At 62.8% G+C, this 21,301-nt stretch carries 18 protein-coding genes; 8 read left to right on the top strand and 10 right to left on the bottom strand.

Annotation, left to right across the window (positions count from 1 at the left end; genetic code table 11):
- Positions 1–2: 2 nt before the first annotated feature.
- Together ELH03_RS01260 and ELH03_RS01255 are read right to left on the bottom strand one after the other, a co-directional pair.
- Complete coding sequence (locus ELH03_RS01260; protein WP_128401935.1) at positions 3–446, bottom strand: YybH family protein; 444 nt, start codon at positions 444–446, stop codon at positions 3–5.
- Between the two features lie 93 nt (positions 447–539).
- The gene (locus ELH03_RS01255; protein ID WP_130658330.1) at positions 540–944 is read right to left on the bottom strand and encodes a GFA family protein; all 405 of its coding nucleotides are present in this window, start codon (positions 942–944) and stop codon (positions 540–542) included.
- A gap of 58 nt (positions 945–1,002) precedes the next feature.
- Here ELH03_RS01255 and ELH03_RS01250 point away from each other — a divergent pair, with 58 nt between their 5' ends.
- On the top strand, positions 1,003–1,503 hold the full coding sequence (locus ELH03_RS01250) for a MarR family winged helix-turn-helix transcriptional regulator (protein ID WP_130765914.1): 501 nt from the start codon (positions 1,003–1,005) through the stop codon (positions 1,501–1,503).
- A 243-nt stretch (positions 1,504–1,746) separates the two neighbouring features.
- On the opposite strand, the gene ELH03_RS01245 is transcribed toward ELH03_RS01250, so the two are convergent.
- The 5 genes from ELH03_RS01245 to ELH03_RS01220 all read right to left on the bottom strand — a co-directional run bounded on the left by ELH03_RS01245 (position 1,747) and on the right by ELH03_RS01220 (position 8,064).
- Positions 1,747–1,956: a cold-shock protein gene (locus ELH03_RS01245; protein WP_003545273.1), complete on the bottom strand. Its 210-nt coding sequence runs from the start codon at positions 1,954–1,956 to the stop codon at positions 1,747–1,749.
- 247 nt (positions 1,957–2,203) lie between these two features.
- Positions 2,204–4,417, bottom strand: a complete 2,214-nt coding sequence (locus tag ELH03_RS01240; protein ID WP_128412195.1) for a 3-hydroxyacyl-CoA dehydrogenase NAD-binding domain-containing protein — start codon at positions 4,415–4,417, stop codon at positions 2,204–2,206.
- A 16-nt stretch (positions 4,418–4,433) separates the two neighbouring features.
- The gene (locus tag ELH03_RS01235; RefSeq protein WP_128412194.1) at positions 4,434–4,817 is read right to left on the bottom strand and encodes a cupin domain-containing protein; all 384 of its coding nucleotides are present in this window, start codon (positions 4,815–4,817) and stop codon (positions 4,434–4,436) included.
- Positions 4,818–4,819: 2 nt separating this feature from the next.
- Positions 4,820–6,028, bottom strand: coding sequence for an acetyl-CoA C-acetyltransferase (locus ELH03_RS01230; RefSeq protein ID WP_128412193.1), 1,209 nt, complete (start codon positions 6,026–6,028; stop codon positions 4,820–4,822).
- A 239-nt stretch (positions 6,029–6,267) separates the two neighbouring features.
- Entirely contained in the window at positions 6,268–8,064 is a 1,797-nt protein-coding gene (locus ELH03_RS01220; RefSeq protein WP_128412192.1) for an acyl-CoA dehydrogenase C-terminal domain-containing protein, read from the bottom strand.
- A 272-nt stretch (positions 8,065–8,336) separates the two neighbouring features.
- Here ELH03_RS01220 and ELH03_RS01215 point away from each other — a divergent pair, with 272 nt between their 5' ends.
- The 7 genes from ELH03_RS01215 (at position 8,337) to ELH03_RS01180 (ending at position 17,144) form a co-directional block, all read left to right on the top strand.
- On the top strand, positions 8,337–9,038 hold the full coding sequence (locus tag ELH03_RS01215; protein ID WP_128412191.1) for an SDR family NAD(P)-dependent oxidoreductase: 702 nt from the start codon (positions 8,337–8,339) through the stop codon (positions 9,036–9,038).
- A gap of 86 nt (positions 9,039–9,124) precedes the next feature.
- A complete protein-coding gene (locus ELH03_RS01210; protein WP_128412190.1) occupies positions 9,125–9,490 on the top strand; it encodes a VOC family protein in 366 nt (121 codons plus the stop codon).
- A 330-nt stretch (positions 9,491–9,820) separates the two neighbouring features.
- Positions 9,821–13,597, top strand: coding sequence for a peptidoglycan-binding protein (locus tag ELH03_RS01205; RefSeq protein WP_128412189.1), 3,777 nt, complete (start codon positions 9,821–9,823; stop codon positions 13,595–13,597).
- A 308-nt stretch (positions 13,598–13,905) separates the two neighbouring features.
- On the top strand, positions 13,906–14,829 hold the full coding sequence (locus ELH03_RS01195) for a sulfite exporter TauE/SafE family protein (protein ID WP_017966911.1): 924 nt from the start codon (positions 13,906–13,908) through the stop codon (positions 14,827–14,829).
- Positions 14,829–15,629, top strand: a complete 801-nt coding sequence (locus ELH03_RS01190) for a TIGR02186 family protein (protein ID WP_128412187.1) — start codon at positions 14,829–14,831, stop codon at positions 15,627–15,629. Before ELH03_RS01195 ends, ELH03_RS01190 begins: the two co-directional genes overlap by 1 nt.
- Positions 15,630–15,856: 227 nt before the next feature.
- Positions 15,857–16,414, top strand: coding sequence for a dihydrofolate reductase family protein (locus ELH03_RS01185; RefSeq protein ID WP_128401945.1), 558 nt, complete (start codon positions 15,857–15,859; stop codon positions 16,412–16,414).
- Between the two features lie 148 nt (positions 16,415–16,562).
- Positions 16,563–17,144, top strand: a complete 582-nt coding sequence (locus ELH03_RS01180) for a transglycosylase SLT domain-containing protein (RefSeq protein WP_003545252.1) — start codon at positions 16,563–16,565, stop codon at positions 17,142–17,144.
- 61 nt (positions 17,145–17,205) lie between these two features.
- On the opposite strand, the gene pdeM is transcribed toward ELH03_RS01180, so the two are convergent.
- From pdeM to ELH03_RS01165, 3 genes are all read right to left on the bottom strand, one after another.
- Positions 17,206–17,931, bottom strand: coding sequence for a ligase-associated DNA damage response endonuclease PdeM (gene pdeM, locus ELH03_RS01175; RefSeq protein WP_128401953.1), 726 nt, complete (start codon positions 17,929–17,931; stop codon positions 17,206–17,208).
- Between the two features lie 72 nt (positions 17,932–18,003).
- A complete protein-coding gene (locus ELH03_RS01170) occupies positions 18,004–20,514 on the bottom strand; it encodes a ligase-associated DNA damage response DEXH box helicase (protein ID WP_130765913.1) in 2,511 nt (836 codons plus the stop codon).
- Positions 20,515–20,561: 47 nt separating this feature from the next.
- A complete protein-coding gene (locus tag ELH03_RS01165) occupies positions 20,562–21,194 on the bottom strand; it encodes a YitT family protein (RefSeq protein ID WP_128401947.1) in 633 nt (210 codons plus the stop codon).
- Positions 21,195–21,301: the final 107 nt, after the last annotated feature.

Below are 21,301 nucleotides of genomic sequence, written 5' to 3'. Positions count from 1 at the left end.
TTTCACGGTTTGAGGTCGAGCAGCGCCCGGCCGCTGCCATCCATGGCGAAGGGCACCGAGGCGTGCTGGTGGGCAACCAGCCAGCGGCCGTCCTGCTTGACGAGACCGAGGGTCTGGCGGAACCAGAGATCGACCGCGGTGCCATCTGTCTTGGTCCCGGTCATGCGCATGAGGCCGCTCCAGAAAGCGACATCCTTTCCTGCGGTCAGTCTGGCATCGCGCACCTCGCCGCCGATCGGGCCGTCCCAGGTATCGAACCAGGCCTGCAGACCCGCCTCGTCCTGGCCGTAATAGACGAGCGGCGGCGCCAGCGAAAATTCGACGGAATCCTCGGCCTCATAAGAAAGCGCGTCGCTGGCGTTCTTCTCACCCAGCGCCTTGGCGCGCATCATCAGCATGGCGATGATCGCCTCTTCCTCGATCCTGGCATTCGCTTCGTCTTTCACGGTCGTTCTCCTTCTCCGTTATGGACAGAGGACGAAGGGGAGGACAACGATCCGACATCGACGACAGAACCGCTGCGCACTTTTAAAATTGCGTCAGAGATAACTCGTTACCGCCGGTTCGTTCCACCAGGCATCGTGCCTGCCGTCGGAGTAACGGACAGGCAGTGCTGCCAGTTCCTCAGGGGTGATATCGTCGAGGCAGGCGATGTTGATCGAGACATAGGCGCCACCAATCGCTTCGACATAACCGTCGCCATAGGCTGAGATACCGCAGGTGCGGCAGAAGCGGTGATGACCGCTCCTGGTGTTGAACTGGTAGTCGGCCGTTTCCGCCTGGTCGCACATCAGCCGGAAATCCTCCGGCTTGACGTTGGCGCCCCAATAGCGCCGCTTGGCGCAGATCGAGCAATTGCAGCGGCCGGTGCCCTCCTCGAGATCCATGTCCACCTCGTAGTGCACTTTGCTGCAATGGCAGCTTCCTCTGTAGGTTTTCTTCACGGCGCTCTCTTCCTTCGGCGTTGCGTTCGCTATCCTGATATGACAATATGTTGTCATTATGGATGAGACACAAAATAGACAACATGTTGTCAAACGAAATCAACCGGAGCGGACGATGGAGGGGGATGCTTTCTCCGCTTTCGCGATCACTGCCCTTCGCCTCGCCGGCCATTTGACGGCGGCAGGCGACCAGTTGGCAAAGCCGGCTGGGCAGACGAGCGCGCGCTGGCAGGTGCTGGCGGCGGCACGACGCGGCGGCATGTCGGTGGCGCAGATCGCCCGCGCGCTCGGCCTCGCCCGCCAGGGCGTGCAGCGGCTCGCCGACGTGCTGGAGGGTGAAGGGCTGATCGCTTATGCCGACAACCCGCAGCATCAACGCGCCAAACTGGTGCGGCTGACCGAAGAAGGGGCGGCGCGGCTCGGCGTTATCGAGCTCGCGCAAGCCGGATGGGCCGACGGGCTGGGGGCGGCGTTTACATCAGCCGAACTCGATGCGGCGCGGGCGGTGATGGCGCGGGTCATGGAGATGCTGGAGACTGGCGAGGCGGCCGGAGGTTGAGCGGTTTACCTGTCTTGCGGGGTTTGTTGTCGCCAGCGACGTATTCAGCTTGGCGCAACGAAAGATTCTTTAAGATCGTGCCGTGGCCGCTGTCGCGGACGCATTTCTTGGGAAAAGGGCACAGCATCAGCCGGCCAGACACAAAAAAAGGCCGGGTTAACCCGACCTTCCCTGCTATCTCAACGAACCGTGCCAGTACATCCGTGGTCACGATCCGGAGATGATATTTAGAGCCTTGAAGGCTCAGGCCGCCTGGAGGCGGTCTGCCGACATCTTGCCGGACTTGTTGTCGCGGACGAGCTCGTAAGACAGCTTCTGACCATCCTTGAGATCGCGCATGCCAGCGCGTTCAACGGCGGAGATGTGGACGAAAACGTCGGCTGCGCCGTCATCCGGCTGAATGAAGCCGAAGCCCTTGGTTGCGTTGAACCACTTTACGGTACCTGTGCTCATGACGATATCCTTTTCGAATCGTTCATAGAAGAATGCAGCTTGGATAATTGCCAAGCGGCGATGAAAACCGATTTTGGAGGAAGTTCGCCAGGAACGACGCGAGGCCGTTTCAAAGTTCATCTAGCAAGATCGATGCGCGGATATGTAATCGGAAATTGTGTCCGTGACAAGGCCGCAGCAAGGGAAAGTCGAGCGGGCTGATGGTGGATTCTTTGACGTCGTGCCGCGGCAGGATGGTAAAGGCGGCCTAAGCCGCCTTCCCCACCTTCGCATAGGGGTCGAACCGACCGTAAAACGTCTCGCCCTTGGCGGCCATCTCCTTCAGCAGCGGCGTCGGCTTGAAGTGGCTTCCGTAAGCAGCAGCTAACTTTTCTGCCAATTCCACGAAAGCCTTTGCACCCATCCCGTCGATATAGCTCAGCGCCCCGCCGGTGTAGGGCGCGAAGCCAAAGCCCAGGATCGACCCCACATCCGCCTCGCGTGGATCGGTGACGATGCCTTCCTCCACGGTGCGGGCAGCTTCCAGCGCGATGGTGACGAGGAACCGTTGCTTGAGGACATTGACGTCAACCTCGTCCGCCTGCTTCTGCGGGTAGAGGGTCTTGAGGTCGGGCCAGAGGGACTTCTTCGCCGGTTTCGGCGGATAGTCGTAGAAGCCCTTGGAATTCTTGCGGCCGAAACGGCCCTCCTTTTCCACCATGCGGGAGATGAGTTCCATATGCCTGGGGTCGATGGCTTTGTCGCCGAGATCGGCGACCGTCGCCTTGAGGATCTTCAGCGAGAGGTCGATGGCGACCTCGTCGTTGAGCGCCAGCGGGCCAACCGGCATGCCGGCCATCTTGGCAGCATTCTCGATCATGACAGGCGGCACGCCCTCGATCAGCATGTCGTAGCTTTCCGACATGTAGCGCAGCACGCAGCGATTGACGAAGAAGCCGCGGGTGTCATTGACGACGATCGGCGTCTTCTTGATGGCTGCGACATAATCAAGAGCAACGGCCAGCGCTTTGTCGCCGGTGTCGCTTCCAAGGATGACCTCGGTCAGCATCATCTTCTCGACAGGGGAGAAGAAGTGGATGCCGATGAAATCGGCCGGGCGTTTCGAATTCTTGGCGAGACCTGATATCGGCAGGGTCGAAGTATTGGAGGCGAAGATCGCGCCTTCCGGCAGCACGGCTTCGACCGCCTCGATGACCGCTTTCTTCACCTCGCGATCCTCGAACACCGCCTCGATGACGAGATCGGCATTAGCAAGGTCGGCATAGTCTGCTGAGGGCGTGATGCGGGATAGCAATGCAACCGCTTCATCCTGGGTAAGACGTCCCTTACCGACAGAATCCTTGACCAGACCTTCGGAGACGGTCTTGCCCTTGGTCGCCGCTTCGATGTCGCGATCGATCAGCGTCACGGGAATGCCGGCGGCGGCGGTGACATAAGCAATCGAGGCGCCCATGAAGCCGGCGCCGACGACGCCGACATGTTTCAGCTCGGTCTTGGGGTGACCGGCCGGGCGGCGGGCGCCCTTGCCGAGCTCCTGCATGGAGATGAACAGCGAACGGATCATTGAGAAGGCTTCGCGGGTCTGCAGCACCTCGGTGAAATAACGCTGCTCGATCTTCAGGCCCGTATCGAACGGCACCTGCAGGCCTTCATAGACGCATTTCAGGATGGCAAGCGCTGCCGGATAATTGCCCGATGTTTCCCTGCGCAGGATCGCCGGGGCTGCCGGCCAGAGCTGGGCGGAAGCCGGCGTCCAGATGCCGCCGCCCGGTACCTTGAAGCCCTTCTCGTCCCAGGGGGCGACCGGCTTCAGGCCATCCTTGATCATCTGCTTGGCGGCCGGGATGAGCTGATCCGGCTCGACCACCTGATGCACGAGGTTCATCGCCTTGGCGCGGGAACCGGTCAGCGACTGGCCTGTGGTCATCATCTGCAGCGCATCCTGGGCGTTCGCCAGCCGCGGCACACGCTGCGTGCCGCCGGCGCCGGGGAAGATACCGACCTTCACTTCGGGCAGTGCGATCTTGACGCTCTTGGCATTGGAGGCGACGCGGCCGTGGCAGGCGAGCGATAGTTCGAAGGCGCCGCCCATGCAGGTGCCGTTGATGGCGGACACCCAGGGCTTGCCCGATGTTTCGAGTTTGCGGAACAGGCCGCTCATGCGGCCGACCAGACCGAAGAGGTTCTGCACCGCCGTCTCTGGACTCTTTGCCTTCTCCTCCTGATAGGAACTGAACATCGATTTGATCATCGACAGATCGGCGCCGCCGGAGAAGGAGGACTTGCCGGAGGTGAAGACGACACCCTCGACGGCGGCATCGGCGGTCGTGGCGTCGATGATCGCGTCGAGTTCGGCCATCACCTCGGCGGTGAAGACGTTCATCGATTTGCCGGGCATGTCCCAGGTGACGAGAGCGATGCCGTCGGCGTCGGTTTCGAGCGTGAAATTGGTGTAGGTCATTGGGTTTCCTCCCCGATCAGGCCGGCAAATGGCTGCGCTGCGCGTCTAAGGTCTTCGTCTTTTCGGTGACGACATCGCCGGTATGCTTGGTCTGCGACGGCTCGAAAAGCACGATCCAGCATTCCTCCGGCGCAACCGGATTATGCTCGACACCCCTCGGCACGACATGAAAATCACCGGCGCTCAGATGCACATGCGGGCGGTCGCGATATTCGATGGTCAGCGATCCCTTCCAGATGAGGAAAAGCTCGTCCTCGTCACGGTGGGAATGCCAGGCAAGCTGGCCCTGAACCTTGGCGAGCTTGACGCTCTGGCCGTTGAGATCGGCGATGACGCGGGGCGACCAGTGCTCGGTAACCTCGGCATATTCGGTTTCGATCGTGCCGGTGTTGAAGCCCATCGTCAGACCCTTTCGATAACCGTTGCCGTGCCCATGCCGGCGCCGATGCAGAGCGTCACCAGCGCGGTGTTGAGGTCGCGGCGTTCAAGTTCGTCCAGCACCGTGCCGAGGATCATCGCGCCGGTGGCGCCGAGCGGATGGCCCATGGCGATGGCGCCGCCATTGACGTTGATCCTGTCATGGTCGATGTCGAAGGCCTGCATGTAGCGCAGCACCACGGCAGCGAAGGCCTCATTCAACTCGAAGAGGTCGATGTCGGAAAGGCTCATGCCTGATCGTTTCAACAGCTTCTCGGTGACGTCGACAGGCCCGGTCAGCATCAGGGCCGGATCGGAGCCGATATTGGCGAAAGCCTTGATGCGGGCGCGCGGCTTTATGCCCATGCTCTCACCGCCGGCTTTGGAGCCGAGCAGGACGACACTGGCGCCATCGACGATGCCGGAAGAATTGCCGGCATGGTGGACATAGTTGATGCGCTCGATCTCAGGATGGGCCTGGATGCCGACGGCCTCGAAGCCGCCCATCTCGCCGGGCATTTGGAAGGAAGGATTGAGGGAGGCGAGCGCCTGCATATCGGTGCCGGGACGCATGTGTTCATCCTTTGCCAGGATCGTCAGGCCGTTCTGGTCCTTGACCGGGATGACCGACTTGTCGAACCAGCCCTTGTCCCAGGCATGGGCGGCGCGCTTCTGGCTCTCGACCGCGTAAGCGTCGACATCGGTTCTGCTGAAGCCGTATTTGGTGGCGATCAGATCGGCCGAGACGCCCTGCGGCATGAAATAGGCCGGGAAATTCACGGAAGGATCCATGAACCAGGCGCCGCCGGACATGCCGAGGCCGACGCGGGACATGCTTTCGATGCCGCCCGCGATGACGATGTCGTCGGCTCCTTGGGCGATCTTGCCGGCACCGAAATTGACGGCATCGAGGCCGGAGGCGCAGAAGCGGGAGATCTGCATGCCGGGCGCTTTCGTGGAGTAACCGGCTTCGAAGGCGGCGGCCTTGGGGATGACGGCGCCGGCATCCATGACCGGATCGACGCAGCCCATGATGATGTCGTCGACCGTTTCCGTATTGAGCCCGTTGCGCTCGCGGATCGCTTCCAGCGTCTTTGCCGCGAGGCGGACGGAGGGCACCTCATGCAGGGCGCCATCCTTCTTGCCGCGGCCGCGCGGCGTACGCACGTGGTCGTAAATGAAAACCTCGGTCATTTCCTCATCTCCCTGACGGCGCGGCGGCGCCGGTGAATTTCATTCTTCTCTTCTCCCCCGCGGGGGTCCGAAGGACGGGTCGAGACCCGTGGCTCGACCCTGGCAAGGTGGCCTCGAAGAGGTCGGATGGGGGGGCACTCGCAGCAAACTCGGCCTTACGGCCGCTCGCTCCTTCGTCGCTCACCCCCTCATCTGTCCTTCGGACATCTTCTCCCCGCTGGGGAGAAGAGAGTACGCTGTCAAAACGCTTCGGCGGCCAGTTCCATCATCGTGTCGGCGCCGGCTTCGATGCGGGCCTTGCGAAGCGCGGTTTCCGGCATGAGGCGTTCCATGAAGAAGCGGGCGGTGACCAGCTTGTTCTTCAGGTAATCCTCGCGAGCCGCATCGCCGGATGCAAGCCCATCCTCGGCGGCTTTCGCCATCTTTGCCCACATATAGCCGAGAATGACGAGGCCGAAGAGGTGCATGTAGTCGGTCGAGCCGGCGCCGGCATTGTCGGGCTTGGCCATGGCGTTCTGCATGAACCACATGGTCGCGCCCTGGACGTCGTTCAAGCCCTTCTTCAGATGCTTGGTGAAGAAGGAGAGCTTTTCGTTGCTGCGGTTCTCCTCGCAGAAATCGCCGATTTCCTTGAAGAGGGCCATGGCGGCGCGGCCGCCGTTCAAAGCGAGCTTGCGGCCGACGAGGTCGAGCGCCTGAATGCCGTTGGCGCCCTCATAGATCATGGCGATGCGGGCATCGCGCACATACTGGCTCATGCCGTGTTCTTCGATATAGCCGTGGCCGCCGAAGACCTGCTGGGCCATGACGGCATGATCGAAGCCCTTGTCAGTCATCACGCCCTTGAGGATCGGGGTGACGAGGCCGAGAATATCGTCAGCCGTCTGGCGCTCCTTCTCGTCGGCGGCGCGGTGGGCGATATCAGACTTGAGCGCGGTCCAGAGCAGGAAGGCGCGGCCGCCCTCGTTGAAAGCACGGATGGTCATCAGCGTGCGGCGAATATCCGGATGGACGATGATCGGATCGGCCTTCTTATCCGGCGCCTTGGGGCCAGACAGCGAGCGGCCCTGGATGCGGTCGCGGGCGTAGCTGGCGGCGTTCTGATAGGCGATCTCGGAAATGGCGATGCCCTGCAGGCCGACCATCAGGCGCGCCTCGTTCATCATCACGAACATGGCGTTGAGGCCGCGGTTTTCGGCGCCGATCAGGAAGCCGGTCGCCTCGTCGTAATTCATCACGCAAGTGGCGTTGGCGTGGATGCCCATCTTGTGCTCGATGGCGCCGCAGGAGACAGCGTTGCGGGCGCCGACCGCGCCGTCCTTGCCGACGAGGAATTTCGGAACGATGAAGAGCGAGATGCCCTTGGTGCCCTCGGGCGCACCCTCGATGCGGGCCAGCACCAGATGGATGATATTGTCGGTCAGGTCGTGCTCGCCGGCGGAGATGAAGATCTTCTGGCCGGAGATCTTGTAGCTGCCGTCAGCCTGCGGCACCGCCTTGGCGCGCAGCATACCGAGATCGGTGCCGCAATGCGGCTCGGTGAGATTCATGGTGCCGGACCACGTGCCGTCCACCATCTTCGGCAGATAGGTGGCCTTCTGCTCGTCGGAGCCGTGGACGAGGAGCGCAGCGATCGCGCCCTGCGTCAGGCCCGGATACATCATCAGCGACATGTTGGCGGCGGAGGTATATTCGCCGACGGCGGTATGCAGCGTATAGGGAAGCCCCTGCCCACCGAATTCCTCCGGCACCGCAAGGCCGATCCAGCCGCCTTCGCGATAGGCTTTATAGGCTTCCTTGAAGCCCTTCGGCGTCGAGACGCTGGCATCGTCGTGGCGAGCGCAACCTTCCTGATCGCCGGAATAGTTCAACGGAAAGAGAGCTTCCTCGGCAACCCTTCCGGCCTCGCCGAGGATCGCTTCGATCATATCGGGGGTCGCATCGGCAAAACCCGGCAGATTGTTGTAGCGTTCGAGACCCAGCACGTCGTTCAGGACGAAGAGCGTATCGTTCACCGGGGCCTTGTAGACTGGCATCTCTCAAATTCCTCCCATTCGACTGACCGGATCGCGCCGGCCTTGGGCACTGTCTTACAAAATATTGACGTTTGCGTAAACGTCAAATTCTGCGCTTGTGCCGTCTTTTCTTGAAAAAATTCGAGAGCACGAATCCGCGGGCCATGCAGCGCCGAAAGGAGCAGACGCCATCTCATCTTGCTTGTCCATCACGGAACGGAGTCTCGGCCGGGCAGTGGCGCAAGTCGATCGGACTTCCTAAGTCTTTCGGACGATTCATCGAGGAAGACATCATGACCGACTTTCCCTATGAGAGTGCGCTGATCGTCGGCGCGGGCTCCGGCATCAGCGCATCGCTTGCCCGGCAATTGTCGGCGCAGGGCGTCAAGGTCGGGCTTGCCGCCCGCAATATCGAGAAGCTGCAAGGGCTTATCGAGGAGACCGGTGCCAGCGCCTTTACAACAGATGTCTCGCAGCCGGCGAGCGTCGTTGGACTGTTCGAAGAGGCTGCAGCCGTGATCGGCGGACCTGACGTGGTGATCTTCAATGCCAGCGCCCGCCTGCGCGGGCCGCTCGCCGAACTCGATCCTGCCGAGGTCGAGAAGGCCATCGCGACCACCGCTTTCGGCGGTTTCCTGGTGGTGCAGCAGGCAGCGCGGCGGATGATCCCGCGCGGCCGCGGCGCCATCCTGATCACCGGCGCGTCGGCAAGCGTGAAGGGCTTTGCGCAATCGGCCCCCTTCGCGATGGGCAAGTTCGCGCTGCGCGGCCTTGCCCAGAGTGCCGCCCGCGAACTCGGGCCGCTGGGCATCCATGTCGCGCATTTCGTCATCGACGGAGCGGTCCGCTCGCAGACCCGGCCGGACCGGGTGGAGAAGCCGGATGGCACGCTGCTGCCGGATTCGATCGCCCAGACCTATATCGACGTGCTTCGCCAGCACCGCAGTGCGTGGTCGCTGGAGGTGGAAGTCCGGCCCTGGACGGAGAGCTTCTGACCCCCTGCTAGCGGCGAACAAGGCAACTTTCGCGGCGGTTTCAAACAGGCTAGACTTTGCCGTCAACGCTGGCTGGGAGGACACCGATGCCGCGCCTGGACCACGTCACCATCGAGACCCGCGATGCGCTTGGGATGATCGGCTTCCTGGAAGCCGTGCTCGGCGTTAGGGAAGGCTATCGGCCGCCCTTTCCCTCCCCCGGCCACTGGCTCTATTTGGACGAACGCCCGGTCATCCATCTCAGCCTGACATCGCGCAGCACCGATTTTCCGCCCGGCATCTTCAACCATGTCGCCTTCAGCCTTTACGAATTCGGGCCGGCGCTGGAACGCATCAAGGCGGGCGGCTATCGCTACGAATATTACGATATTCCCGACACCGATCTCGGCCAGGTCTTCGTCTACGGTCCCGAAGGTGTGAAGATCGAGCTGCAATATCCCAGGCCGGCCTGAGCACGCGAGCGGCCCTTCCATGTGGCGAGTTCAACGGCAATTGCCGCCAAAAACGGCGTTTGGAACACAAACGTTAAAAAATTCCCATCGACATTAACGGCTTGTTTACCACGTTTCGTGAAAGGTGCGGATTGAGCAGTAGCGATCCGCATTCCTTTTCCCAGTCTCGCGTTCCTTAAGGATGCCGCTACATCGTTCAGCTTGAGGAAAGTCTAATTGACTATCGTCTTATGAATGATGCGCTCCGGTCCGCGTAAACACGCGGGCAGCAGACGAAAAGCCAAAGATCGAGCTCTGACGAGAGGTCGAGCAGTCGAAGCGAGCAAGAAGATGAACGGATCGCGATCAAATCCTTCCCGACAGTCCGACAGGACCTCGCTCGATGCGCTGAACCGCACGATCGAAGGGCTGGAGGCGCGCATCGAAGGGCTGATGGGCAGCGGGCGCGAACAGCGGCCGCGCACGGCACCGGCCGAGCGCGATCCTTATGCCGGCTCCCACGCTCCCCGGCCCGCAAAGGCCCCGCCCGAGCCGCGGCCGGATCCGCTCGCCGAAATCCGTCAACGCCAGCGCGCACTCGAAGCCAGCCGCGAGCGGCCCTATCCACGCGAACAGGCCCCGCAGCTTCGTGAACCCACGCCGCGCGCCGCCGCCCTAGTGCCGGCGCCCGCCTTCCGCGCCGGCGACGACACGATGACGGAGATCGCCCAGGCGCTCGTCAACTTGCGGCAGGACCTGAAGCGCGACATTTCCGAGGGCGTCACCCGCGAGATGAACGCGCTGCGCGCCGAGCTGCGCGAAATCAAGACAAATGCCGGCGACGGCCGTTTCGCCGACGACATGCGCGCCGATATGGGCCGCCTTGCCCAGAGCATCACCCAGCTGACCGGCCGCTCGGCCGCACCGGAGGCCACGGGCCTTCGTGAGGATTTCGAGGAGCTGCGCTCACTGATGGACGGGCTGGCGCGCGAGGATTCGCTGCGCCATATGGAAAACCGCTGGGACGGTTTCGAAAACCGGCTTGCGGCGCTCGATACCGAAGGGCTGCAGGAAGAGCTCGTTTCGCTCGCCTATCGGCTCGACGATATCAAGCGCCATATCGGCGGCATGGGCGAGAGCCCGGCCGTTCGGGCGCTGGAAGACAAGCTGATCTCGATCGCCACGGCGATGGAGCATTTCGGCAACATGATCCAGCCGCACGACAGGGTGATGTCTGAACAGTTCGCCGCCATGGATATGCGGCTCGACGAGATCAGCCGGGCGATCGCGGCAAGCGGGCGCACGGCCACCACGAATGATCCGGGCCTGATGCAGCGGTTGGAAAGCCGGCTTGCAGCGCTGGCCGATCAGATCGACCTGATGAGCCATGATGCGGCCAACCGCGTGAACCCGGCCGACGAGCTGGCGATGCGGCTGGAGGCGCTGACGGGACGCGTCGAGGAACTGACCAAGGCGGAAGCGACGTCGCGGCTCGACGAACGGCTGGAACATCTTTCCTACCTGCTGGAGCGCACGCAGGAGACGGCGCCGCAGCCCGACCTCACCGGCGCGCTTTCCGACATTTCCCGCAAGATCGACGCGCTTGAGAACGGCGCCGTCAACGACGTGCTGGCGCAGCGGCTCGACCATCTTGCCCGGCGCATCGACGAGATGGCCCATCAGCAGCAGGCGCCGGCACTGGCCGCTGTGGCCGACGACGGCGCCTTCCGGCGTCTCGAAGGACGGCTGAGCGACATCGCCGCCCGGCTGGAGGAGAGCACATCGGCAGCACCGACCGATCCGCGCGCACTGAAGAACCTCGAAGACCAGATCGCCAATCTGTCGGCACTGATGAGCGCGCCGCGCGAAAGCGCTGTAATACCCCCCGAACTCGACCAGCGCATGGGCGCGATCGAAGACTATATGGCGACGAGCGATGAATATATCATCGAGGCGGCACGCCAGGCGGCAGAGGCCGTGGTCGAGGCCTATTCGCGCCATGGCGGTCCGCAGGGTGTCATGCCCGCCGCCGACATGTCGGCGTTGACGGCGCTGGCCGAGGATCTTCGCCACCTCGAGGATATCAGCCGCGACAGCGAGGAACGCACGCACAAGACTTTCCAGGCGCTGCACGAGACGCTGGTGCATATCGCCGATCGGCTCGACGGCATGGAAGATCGCGGCCGGCCGGTCGCCCAGATGCCGGTCGCCGACGTCGATTTCGATGTCGATCCCTATGCGCTGATGGTGGCCGAAGCGGAGATGAACAGGACGCCGGCCGCTGCCCCGACAGCGAAGGCTTCTCCTGTTATCCGCACGGCCGAGGTCGCCGCCGAACCTGCCGCCCCGGCGCAAGCCACCGCCATGAGCGGAACAAGCGCGATCGCCATCGAAGCCGCGACCAGGACGGAAGCTGCGACAGCGGCACGGGCACAGGCCCCGGCGAAGGCCAGCCTGCTCGCCAGCCTTGGCAAGCGGCTGCTGCCCGGCAAGAAAGCCGAGAGCCGGGCGACCGAACGTCCGATGATCGACCCCGCGCCGTCGATCGATCCCACCGACGTGGTGCCGACCGATGCCGCAAACGAACTGCTCGAGCCGGGCTCGGGCGCACCTGACGTGAAGAAGATCCTTGAACGGGTTCGCGCCAGCCAGAGTGCGGCACGCGGCAAACCTGCCGGCGAAACCGATCGCGCCGATTACATCGCTGCAGCGCGCCGTGCGGCGCAGGCGGCCGCGATGGAGGTGGATGCCAATCCGAAGCAGGCAGCCGTCAAACCCGAGAAGAAGGGCGCGAATGCCGACAAGGCCGGCAAGGCTTCTGACAAGACGGGCAAGACCAGCGCCTTTTCGCGCTACCGGCGGCCGATCCTGCTGGCGGTCGGCGCCGTACTGCTCGCCATCATGGCCTTTCCGCTCGCCCGAACGCTGACGAGCGGCGAGCGCGCGCCGCAGCCGCCAGCGGAAGTCTCGGCACTGACCGGTGCTGCGGAAAACCCGGCGCCGGCCTTGCCTGAAGCGACACCTGCCCAGCCGGATGCCGCCGCTCTCGGAACGACCGCTCCGGCAGCGGAAGCTGTACCGCCCGCTGCCGAACAGGCGCAGCCGGGAGCAACCCCACCGGTCGGCGGCGACCATCTGACCGATATGACACCGCTTGACGGCGAAGGGGCTGCGACCTTTGCCGCTCCCGGTCCGTCCGGCGCGACACAGGAAACATCGGGCTTCGTTCCCGCACCCGCACCGCAGGCGGCCATCACCATTCCCGACACCGTTCAGCCGAAATCGCTTGCCGATGCGGCGAGCGGCGGCGATGCGCTGGCGCTGTTCGAAATCGGCGCGCGTTATTCCGACGGCCGCAACGGCATCACGGTCGATCAGAAGCAGGCGGCGAGCTGGTACCAGCTTGCGGCCGACAAAGGCTTTGCGCCTGCGCAGTACCGGCTCGGCAGCATGTACGAGAAGGGCAACGGCGTCGAACGCGACATCGCCAAAGCGAAGGGCTTCTACGAACAGGCGGCCAATCAGGGCAATGCCAGCGCCATGCACAATCTCGCCGTGCTCTACGCCTCCGGCGCTCTCGGCCAGCAGGATTATGCAACGGCCGCCTCGTGGTTCACCAAGGCTGCGAACCTCGGCATCACCGACAGCCAGTTCAACCTGGCGATCCTCTGCGCTAGGGGCAACGGGGTTCCGGCGGATCTCGAAGAGTCCTACAAATGGTTTGCGATTGCCGCCAAGGGCGGCGACAAGGATGCGGCGCAGAAGCGCGACGAAGTGGCCAAGGCCATGAAGCCCGACCAGCTCGAACGGGCGCGCGCCAAGGCCGATCTCTGGAAGGCGGAACCGGTCGACCACCGCACGAACGCCATCGACATCCCCGACGAATGGGCCGGCACCGGCGCGAAGACGGCAAGCGTCGACATGAAGAAGGCGGTCCGCAACATCCAGGCGATCCTCAACAATAACGGCTTCGACGCCGGGGTGCCGGACGGCGAAATGGGCGCGAAAACCGTGACCGCGATCAAAAACTTCCAGAAGTCCGTCGGCCAGGAGCCGGACGGCAAGGTGACCGACGCGACCGTGAAGGCGCTGCTCGAACGCAACAAGCAGGGCGGCAACGCAATCTGAGGCCCGTCGACGCGGGATCGTCTGGACTCTCTGTTCGGGCGATGAAAAACGCCCGGCGGCACTATGCCGCAAGGCTTTTTCCAATTTTGCCTTCGCCTGTCACAAAACCTGAAAAAAGCCGGATTATGCCCGGACATATCGATCCGCGCATCCGGCGAATCCTCTGCCATCGATCTCTCCGCCAATCTCATGGCTAACCACGGGGCCGATCGAAAGCCTCTGGCAACGATTTCACAGTATGGTGCGCATTCGAACGGGGACGTGACAAGAAACCGCCCGGCAGGAGCGGTCATCATTCGGGGTCGGCTGTGACAATCTATCTGCCCATCGCAGAATTGTCGGTGAACATTTTCATCATTCTCGGCATGGGGGCAGCCGTCGGATTCCTGTCTGGAATGTTCGGCGTCGGCGGCGGCTTTCTCATCACCCCGCTGTTGATCTTCTACAACATTCCCCCGGTCGTCGCGGTCGCGACTGGCGCCAACCAGGTTGTGGCGTCGTCGATATCGGGCGCGATTACGCATTTCCGGCGCGGCTCGCTCGACGTCAAGCTCGGCACGGTGCTGCTGGTCGGCGGTCTTACGGGTGCGACGGTCGGCATCTGGATCTTCTCGCTGCTGCGCGCCATCGGCCAGCTCGATCTGATCATCTCGCTGATGTATGTCGTCTTCCTCGGCACCGTCGGCGGACTGATGCTGCTCGAAAGCATCAATGCCATGCGGCGAGCAGCGCGCAATGAGCCGCCCGCCCCGCGCAAGCCCGGCCACCAGCATTGGGTGCACAAGCTGCCGCTCAAGGTGCGTTTCAAGAAATCGAAGATCTATCTCAGCGTCATTCCAATCGTCGCACTCGGCTTTGCGATCGGCATCCTCACCTCGATCATGGGTGTCGGCGGCGGCTTCATCATGGTGCCGGCGATGATCTATCTGCTGCGCATCCCGACCAATGTCGTCGTCGGCACCTCGCTGTTCCAGATCATCTTCGTGACCGCCTATACGACGATCGTGCAGGCGGCGACGAACTTCTCCGTCGACATCGTGCTCGCCTTCATCCTGATGGTGGCGGGTGTCATCGGCGCGCAATACGGCGTGCGCGTCGGCCAGAAGCTGCGCGGCGAGCAGCTGCGCGCCCTGCTCGGCCTGCTGGTGCTCGCCGTCGGCCTGCGTCTTGCAATCGCGCTGGTGGTGGCGCCGGCCGACGTCTATTCGGTGGTGATGGGAGCGGGCAACTGATGCGCCTGCTCGTTTTCGCCATCGCGTTGCTTTGCCTGCTGCCGGCCTCCGCCGGAGCCCAGTGGCTGCCGGGGCAGGCAACGGAGGCGGTGCGTGAAGGGTTGGAAATCGGCACGTCGACCAGCGAAATCGCCATCACCTCGGATTTCCACGGCGCGGATCTGACCATCTTCGGGGCGCTCTCGAATACCGACCAGCTGCTGCTCGCCGTTGGCCAATATGACGTGGTCGTGGTGCTGGAAGGCCCGCGCGAGGATGCGACGGTGCGCAAGAAGGAACGCGTCTTCGGCATCTGGGTGAACACCCGCTCGATGACCTTCGAAGCGGTGCCGCACTCCTATTCGATGTCGAGTTCGCGCATGATCGACGACATCGTGACGCCGCTTGACCTGACCGATCAGGGGATCGGCATCGACCACATTCCGCTGACGCCGGTCGGCTTCGTCGGCGACGGCAGCAATCTCGGCGAGTTCCGCGAGGCCTTCCGGCGGCTGCAGCAGGGCGGGGGGCTCTATGACCGCAACCCGAGCGGCGTGCGGTTCGTTTCCTCCAACCTCTTCAAGGCGAGCCTGCGCCTGCCAGCAAACATTCCGAACGGGGTGCACAGCGTGCGCGCCTATTTGTTCAAGAGCGGCATTTTCGTGACCGAAAAATCGCTGCCGCTGCGGGTCATCAAGACCGGCATCGAGCAGACGATCACCGATGCGGCGCATGATCAGCCGATCCTCTACGGCTGTGCTGCCGTGCTGCTCGCCGTGATCACCGGCTGGGGTGCCAGCCTGATCTTCCGCAAGGACTGATCCGCCGCAAGGCGCTCAAGCGGATTTCTTCCTGAAAATAGGCTCGGCAAGACGCCCGGACACGAAGAGCCTGCCAGGCGGCAGCGGCTTGCCCGGATGTTTTGGCGGCAGCTCATCCATGCTTCCCAAAAAAACCACTTGCATATTGCTATCAGTCGATCTAGCTTTCAACCAGTTGCTATACGCAATCGGTTTTTTGTGGTTGGCAATTCAGAAGGAGGATGGAAATGAGAAAGCTTGTTGTCTGGAACCTGATGACGCTCGATGGTTACTTCGAAGGCACGAAGCCGTGGGATATCGACTTCCACAATCTCGCCTGGGGGCCTGAATTGCAGCGCTATGCCGAACAGTTCGGCAGGGAAAGCGATCTGCTGGTATTCGGCCGCAAGACCTATGAGGGCATGGCCTCCTACTGGCCGACAGCCGAGGGCGAAGGTGAGATCAAAGCCTATATGAACGGTATCGCCAAGATCGCCGTGTCGCGGACGATGACCGAGCCCGGCTGGAACAATGCCCGTGTCGTCAGCGATCCGATCCCCGAACTGACGAGGCTGAAGCAGGAGGACGGCAAGACGATCTTCATCTTCGGCAGCGCCGAGCTTGCCGACAGCCTGCTGAAAGCGGGGCTTATCGACGAAATCAGGGTTTGCCTGGTGCCGGTGATCCTCGGCGGCGGCAATCCGCTTTTCAAACAGGCGGAGGGCCAGGTGCCGCTGAAGCTCATCGAGTCCTCGACGACGGAGGGCGGCGCGGTGATCCTGCGCTACGAGCCCGTCAAGGCTTAAGGATTTTGATGCGATGCCGTCCCGGTGGTCAGGCCAGGGTATCCATCCCTGGCCGCACAGGAGAGCAGCCTGGGAAGTTCGCATTCGACTAAAAACCGGTTTTTAACATTTACGAGTTAGTAATCTCTCGGAAACGAGAGGTTTTGTTATGCGTACTCGTATCGTTCTGACGGCCGTGGGTCTCGCGCTGCTTGCCGGCTGCGCGACGGCGCCGAAGCAGACGAGGAACATCTGTGCCGTCTTCGACGAGCGCGACGGGCTCTTCTCCAGCTGGCAGAGTGCCGCCGAGCGGACGGAGAAGAAATACGGCGTGCCCGTGCCGATCCTGATGGCGACGATGTATACCGAATCCGGCTTCCAGCCCTATGCGCGGCCGCCGCGCACCAAGCTGTTCGGCTTCATTCCCTGGACCCGGCCTTCGACGGCCTACGGTTATTCGCAGGCGCTCGACGGGACCTGGGATCACTATCAGTCGCAGACCGGCAACTGGACCGCGCGGCGGGCGAACTTCGCCGACGCGATCGATTTCATCGGCTGGTATCACTATCAGAACAGCGTGGAGACCGGCATTCCGCTGAACGATGCCTATAATCTCTATCTCGCCTATTATTCCGGGCCGACGGGATACAAACGCGGCGACTGGCGCTCGAACGGGCAGTTGCAGCAGACGGCGCAGAAGTTTGCGCGGATGGCCGGGACGTATCAGCGGCAGTTGCAGGAGTGCGATTGAGCTTGGTGCCAGGTGGGTTTTGGGTAGGGCCGCAAAGCCCGCCGACCTGGAATAACAGGCGCTATCCCCACAAATTCCCATACCGCACCGAGTAGATCCGGTCTCTGCCGAGCAGATGCGCGACCAGCGACGCCCTGTCGAAAAGACCGTGCATCGCCTTGTGGCGAAGGTCGAGACCGCCGCTCATGACGCCGAAGGCCGGCATCAATAGGCGGGCGCCGTCGGTGGCAAAGCAGGGACGGCGGACGGATTTTTCACGACGGCGGACGGTCGCCGACGGATGCAGGTGGCCGGCGATTTCGCCGCTTTGCAAGCCGTTCTTCGGCTCGTGCCGGAAGGTCAGTCCGGCATAATGCATCTCGTCGGCGGAAGCACCCGGCAGATCGACGATGCCATCCGGATCATGGTTGCCATTGATCCAGATCCATTCGCGGCCGCGGGCCATATTGACGATCAGCGCGCGGAAATTCTCCGGCAGATGCTTCGAACCGATGCGGTCGTGGAAATTGTCGCCGAGCGAGATGACGAGCTTCGGATCATAACGCGAGATGACGGCGGCAAGGACGGTCAGCGTTGCCAGCGTATCGTAAGGCGGCAGCATCATGCCGCGACGGGCGAAGGCTGCGCCCTTTTCCAGATGCAGGTCGGAAACGACGAGCAGGCCGGCATCGGGCAGATAGAGGGCGCCGAGCGGATCGCAGACGGCGGCAATGCCATGGACCGATGTCTCGATGCCCGGCATCACGGCCAGTCCTGATATGTCGCGCGCCAGCGCCAGGCGGTTCATCACGGTCGTCATTCCTAAATCGTCGTCAGGCCTAAATCGTCGGGCCCTAATTCTCATCAGGCCCGATTCTCGTCAAGCGAGCGCTTCGGCAATCAGATCGTCCGCCGCTTCGGCCAGGAGCGCCTCATGGGCCTCGCCCGGCACCGCCTCGCGTCCGATTTCCAGCATCACCGGCACGGCGAGCGGGGAAATATGATCGAGAGCGCGGTGGGTGATGTGGCCCCTGATTCGTCTCAGCATATCGCCAAGACGGCCAATATCCAAAAGCCCCGTCGCTGCATCCTGCCGCGTCGCCTGCAAGAGGATGTGATCCGGCTCGTGGCTGCGCAGCACGTCGTAGATCAGATCGGCGGAGACGGTGATCTGGCGGCCGCTCTTTTCCTTGCCCGGATGACGGCGCTCGATCAAGCCGGCAATCACCGCGCAATTGCGGAAGGTGCGCTTCAACAGGAAGGATTCGTCCAGCCAGGCTTCGAGATCGTCGCCGAGCATGTCTTCGTCGAAGAGGTCGGAGAGGCTGAGCCGGCCGTTGCGGATCATCAGCCCCATATCCTCGAGGCCCCAGATGGCAAGCGAATAATCGGTGGCGACGAAACCGAGCGGCTTGGCGCCTATCCGCTCCAGCCGGCGGGTCAGCAGCATGCCAAGCGTCTGGTGGGCGAGACGGCCCTCGAAGGGATAGGCGACCATGTAGCCGCGGCTGCCGCGCGGGAAGGTTTCGATCAGGAACTCGTCGCGCTTCGGCAGCATCGACTTGTCGTTCTGCAGCGACAGCCAGTCGCGTACCTGATCCGGCAGGTGGCGCCAGCGATCGGGATCGGCGATCATCGCCCGCACCTGCTCGGCGAGATAAGTCGATAGCGGAAACTTGCCGCCATTATAGGAGGGGATCTTCGGATCGAGCGAAAAGGCCTGCGACGCGAGGCACTCATTTTCGCGAATACCCTCGAAGCGCAGCACCTTGCCAGAGAAGACGAAGGTATCACCCGGCGACAATTGCTCGAGGAAATATTCCTCGACCTTCCCCAACGTAGCGCCGCCGCGGCCGATCCTGCCGCCCTCGCCGCGCTTGACCATGCGGATATTCAGCATCGGGCTTTCGACGATGGTGCCGAGGTTGAGGCGGTATTGCTGGGCGACTGCAGGATTTGAGACGCGCCAACGGCCCTCCTTGGTCTTGCGGATGCGGGCGTAACGCTCGTAGGTCCGCAGCGCATAACCGCCGGTCGCGACGAAATCGACGATGCGCTCGAAGGTCTCCCAGCTCAGATCGGCATAGGGCGAGGCGTTGGTGACCTCATCGTAGAGTTCCAGCATGTCGAAAGGTTCGGCGCAGGCCATGCCGAGCACATGCTGGGCAAGCACGTCGAGCGCGCCGCGGCCGACCGGCGGGGTATCCTGCGCGCCGATATAATTGGCGTCGAGGGCTGCCTGACACTCCATGACCTCGAAGCGGTTGGCAGGCACGAGGATCGCCTTCGAGGGCTCGTCCATGCGGTGGTTGGCACGACCGATGCGCTGGGCAAGACGCGAAGCGCCCTTCGGCGCGCCGACATGAATGACGAGATCGACATCGCCCCAGTCGATGCCGAGATCGAGGGTGGAGGTGGCAACGACGGCGCGCAGCCGGTTTTCAGCCATCGCCGCCTCGACCTTGCGGCGCTGGGCGACGTCGAGGGAGCCGTGGTGGAGTGCGATCGGCAGGTTGTCGTCATTGATCGTCCAGAGCGCCTGGAAAAGCATTTCGGCCTGGCTGCGGGTGTTGACGAAGAGCAGCGTCGTCTTGTGTTCGAGGAGCTTGTTGTAGACATCGGGAATGGCATACCGGGCGGAATGGCCGGCCCAGGGAATATGCTCTTCGGTCGACAGGATCGAGATATCGGGTTTGGCGCCGCCTTTGACGACAACGAGCCCGGCATGATGTTCGCTACCCTCTTCCTGGCCGACCAGCCATTTCTGCAGGTCCATGGGCTCCGCGACGGTCGCCGAGAGACCGATTGTCTTGAGGCCGGGGGCAAGGCGGCGCAGGCGGGCAAGGCCGAGCGAAAGCATATGGCCGCGCTTGGAGGTGACCAGCGAATGCAGCTCGTCGAGGACGATATATTTCAGGTCCTTGAAGAAGCGATCGGCCTCCCGGTTGGCCAGAAGCAGGGCGACCTGTTCGGGCGTCGTCAGCAGAATATCCGGCGGATTGAGCTTCTGGCGCTGGCGCTTGGCGTTCGGCGTGTCGCCGGTGCGGTTTTCGACGGTGACCGGCAGGCCCATCTCCTCGACCGGCTTCATCAGATTGCGCTCGATATCGATGGCAAGCGCCTTCAGCGGGGAGACATAGAGCGTATGGATGCCGGTGAAGGCGGAGCCGGGCGGGACCCGGCCTCGACGGGTGAGATCGGTGAGCGAGGGCAGGAAACCGGCGAGCGTCTTGCCGGCACCGGTCGGCGCAATCAGCAGCGTGCTTTCGCCGGCCTCGGCGCGGGAAAGCAGCTCCAGCTGATGGGCGCGCGGCCGCCAGCCCTTTTCCGCAAACCAGCGGGTAAAGGCGGCAGGAAGCAGGGTACGGGCTTCGGAATCGATCTGGTCCACGCCCTGAAAGTAGTGAAACGTCGGGGAAAAAGAAGAGCGGCGGCTTTTCACATGGCGATATAGCGGTCCTTGCGGTGGTTGATGGCAATCGTGAGGTTGAGAACGATCGCACCGAGCACGGAGCAGGCGATGATGAAGGGGCTTGCGACGAAGAAGGAGAGCGCCAGGATGATGCCGTCGAAACCGAGCTGGACGAAGCCGGCACGCCAGCCGAGGCGATCCTGGATATAGAGGGCGAGAATGCCGATGCCGCCGAGGCTGGCGCGGTGGCGGAAGAGCGCCAGCATGCCGGCGCCGATGACGAGGCCACCAAAGAGCGCACCGGCGATAGGATCGACATGCGCCATGCTGATGAAGCCCGAGATGAATTCCGACAGGACCGAGGTGAGCGCGATGGCGGCGAAGGTCTTGATGGTGAAGGCGAGGCCTAAGCGGCGGAAGGCGAGATAATAGAAGGGGAAGTTCACGACGAAGAAGCAGAGGCCGAAGCTCAGGCCGGTCGCATAATGCGCGAGGAAGGCAAGGCCCGCCGTGCCGCCGGCAAGCAGTCCCGCGCCGGAGAGAAGCGATACGCCGAGCACGGCGAGCATGCTGCCGGCGACGATGCCCTGGGCGTCGTCCAGCAGCGAGTGACGATCGGCGCTGGAATTCAGAAGGCCTGCGAAAGCGTTGGATGCCATGTTGTTCCCCTGTCGGCTTTTCCGTCTTCTATCCGGGGTCAGAATAAAGGCAAGTGGCAAGCAATGAGGACAGCTCTTGACAGTCGGCATAATCGTGGATATTTTTT

The sequence above is a fragment of the Rhizobium beringeri genome (genome assembly GCF_004306515.1).
GTDB lineage: Bacteria > Pseudomonadota > Alphaproteobacteria > Rhizobiales > Rhizobiaceae > Rhizobium > Rhizobium beringeri.
The sequence above is the reverse complement of the archived record's forward strand: the minus strand, read 5'-3'. Positions and strand labels throughout refer to the sequence as shown.

Bases quoted from the DNA above. Each gene is read 5' to 3' on its own strand.
- ELH03_RS01250 (WP_130765914.1), top strand. From the start codon at position 1,003: ATGGATGAGACACAAAATAGACAACATGTTGTCAAACGAAATCAACCG.
- ELH03_RS01245 (WP_003545273.1), bottom strand. From the start codon at position 1,956: ATGAGCACAGGTACCGTAAAGTGGTTCAACGCAACCAAGGGCTTCGGC.
- ELH03_RS01240 (WP_128412195.1), bottom strand. From the start codon at position 4,417: ATGACCTACACCAATTTCACGCTCGAAACCGACGCCGACGGCATCGCT.
- ELH03_RS01235 (WP_128412194.1), bottom strand. From the start codon at position 4,817: ATGGGCTTCAACACCGGCACGATCGAAACCGAATATGCCGAGGTTACC.
- ELH03_RS01230 (WP_128412193.1), bottom strand. From the start codon at position 6,028: ATGACCGAGGTTTTCATTTACGACCACGTGCGTACGCCGCGCGGCCGC.
- ELH03_RS01220 (WP_128412192.1), bottom strand. From the start codon at position 8,064: ATGCCAGTCTACAAGGCCCCGGTGAACGATACGCTCTTCGTCCTGAAC.
- ELH03_RS01215 (WP_128412191.1), top strand. From the start codon at position 8,337: ATGACCGACTTTCCCTATGAGAGTGCGCTGATCGTCGGCGCGGGCTCC.
- ELH03_RS01210 (WP_128412190.1), top strand. From the start codon at position 9,125: ATGCCGCGCCTGGACCACGTCACCATCGAGACCCGCGATGCGCTTGGG.
- ELH03_RS01205 (WP_128412189.1), top strand. From the start codon at position 9,821: ATGAACGGATCGCGATCAAATCCTTCCCGACAGTCCGACAGGACCTCG.
- ELH03_RS01190 (WP_128412187.1), top strand. From the start codon at position 14,829: ATGCGCCTGCTCGTTTTCGCCATCGCGTTGCTTTGCCTGCTGCCGGCC.
- ELH03_RS01185 (WP_128401945.1), top strand. From the start codon at position 15,857: ATGAGAAAGCTTGTTGTCTGGAACCTGATGACGCTCGATGGTTACTTC.
- ELH03_RS01180 (WP_003545252.1), top strand. From the start codon at position 16,563: ATGCGTACTCGTATCGTTCTGACGGCCGTGGGTCTCGCGCTGCTTGCC.
- pdeM (WP_128401953.1), bottom strand. From the start codon at position 17,931: ATGAACCGCCTGGCGCTGGCGCGCGACATATCAGGACTGGCCGTGATG.
- ELH03_RS01165 (WP_128401947.1), bottom strand. From the start codon at position 21,194: ATGGCATCCAACGCTTTCGCAGGCCTTCTGAATTCCAGCGCCGATCGT.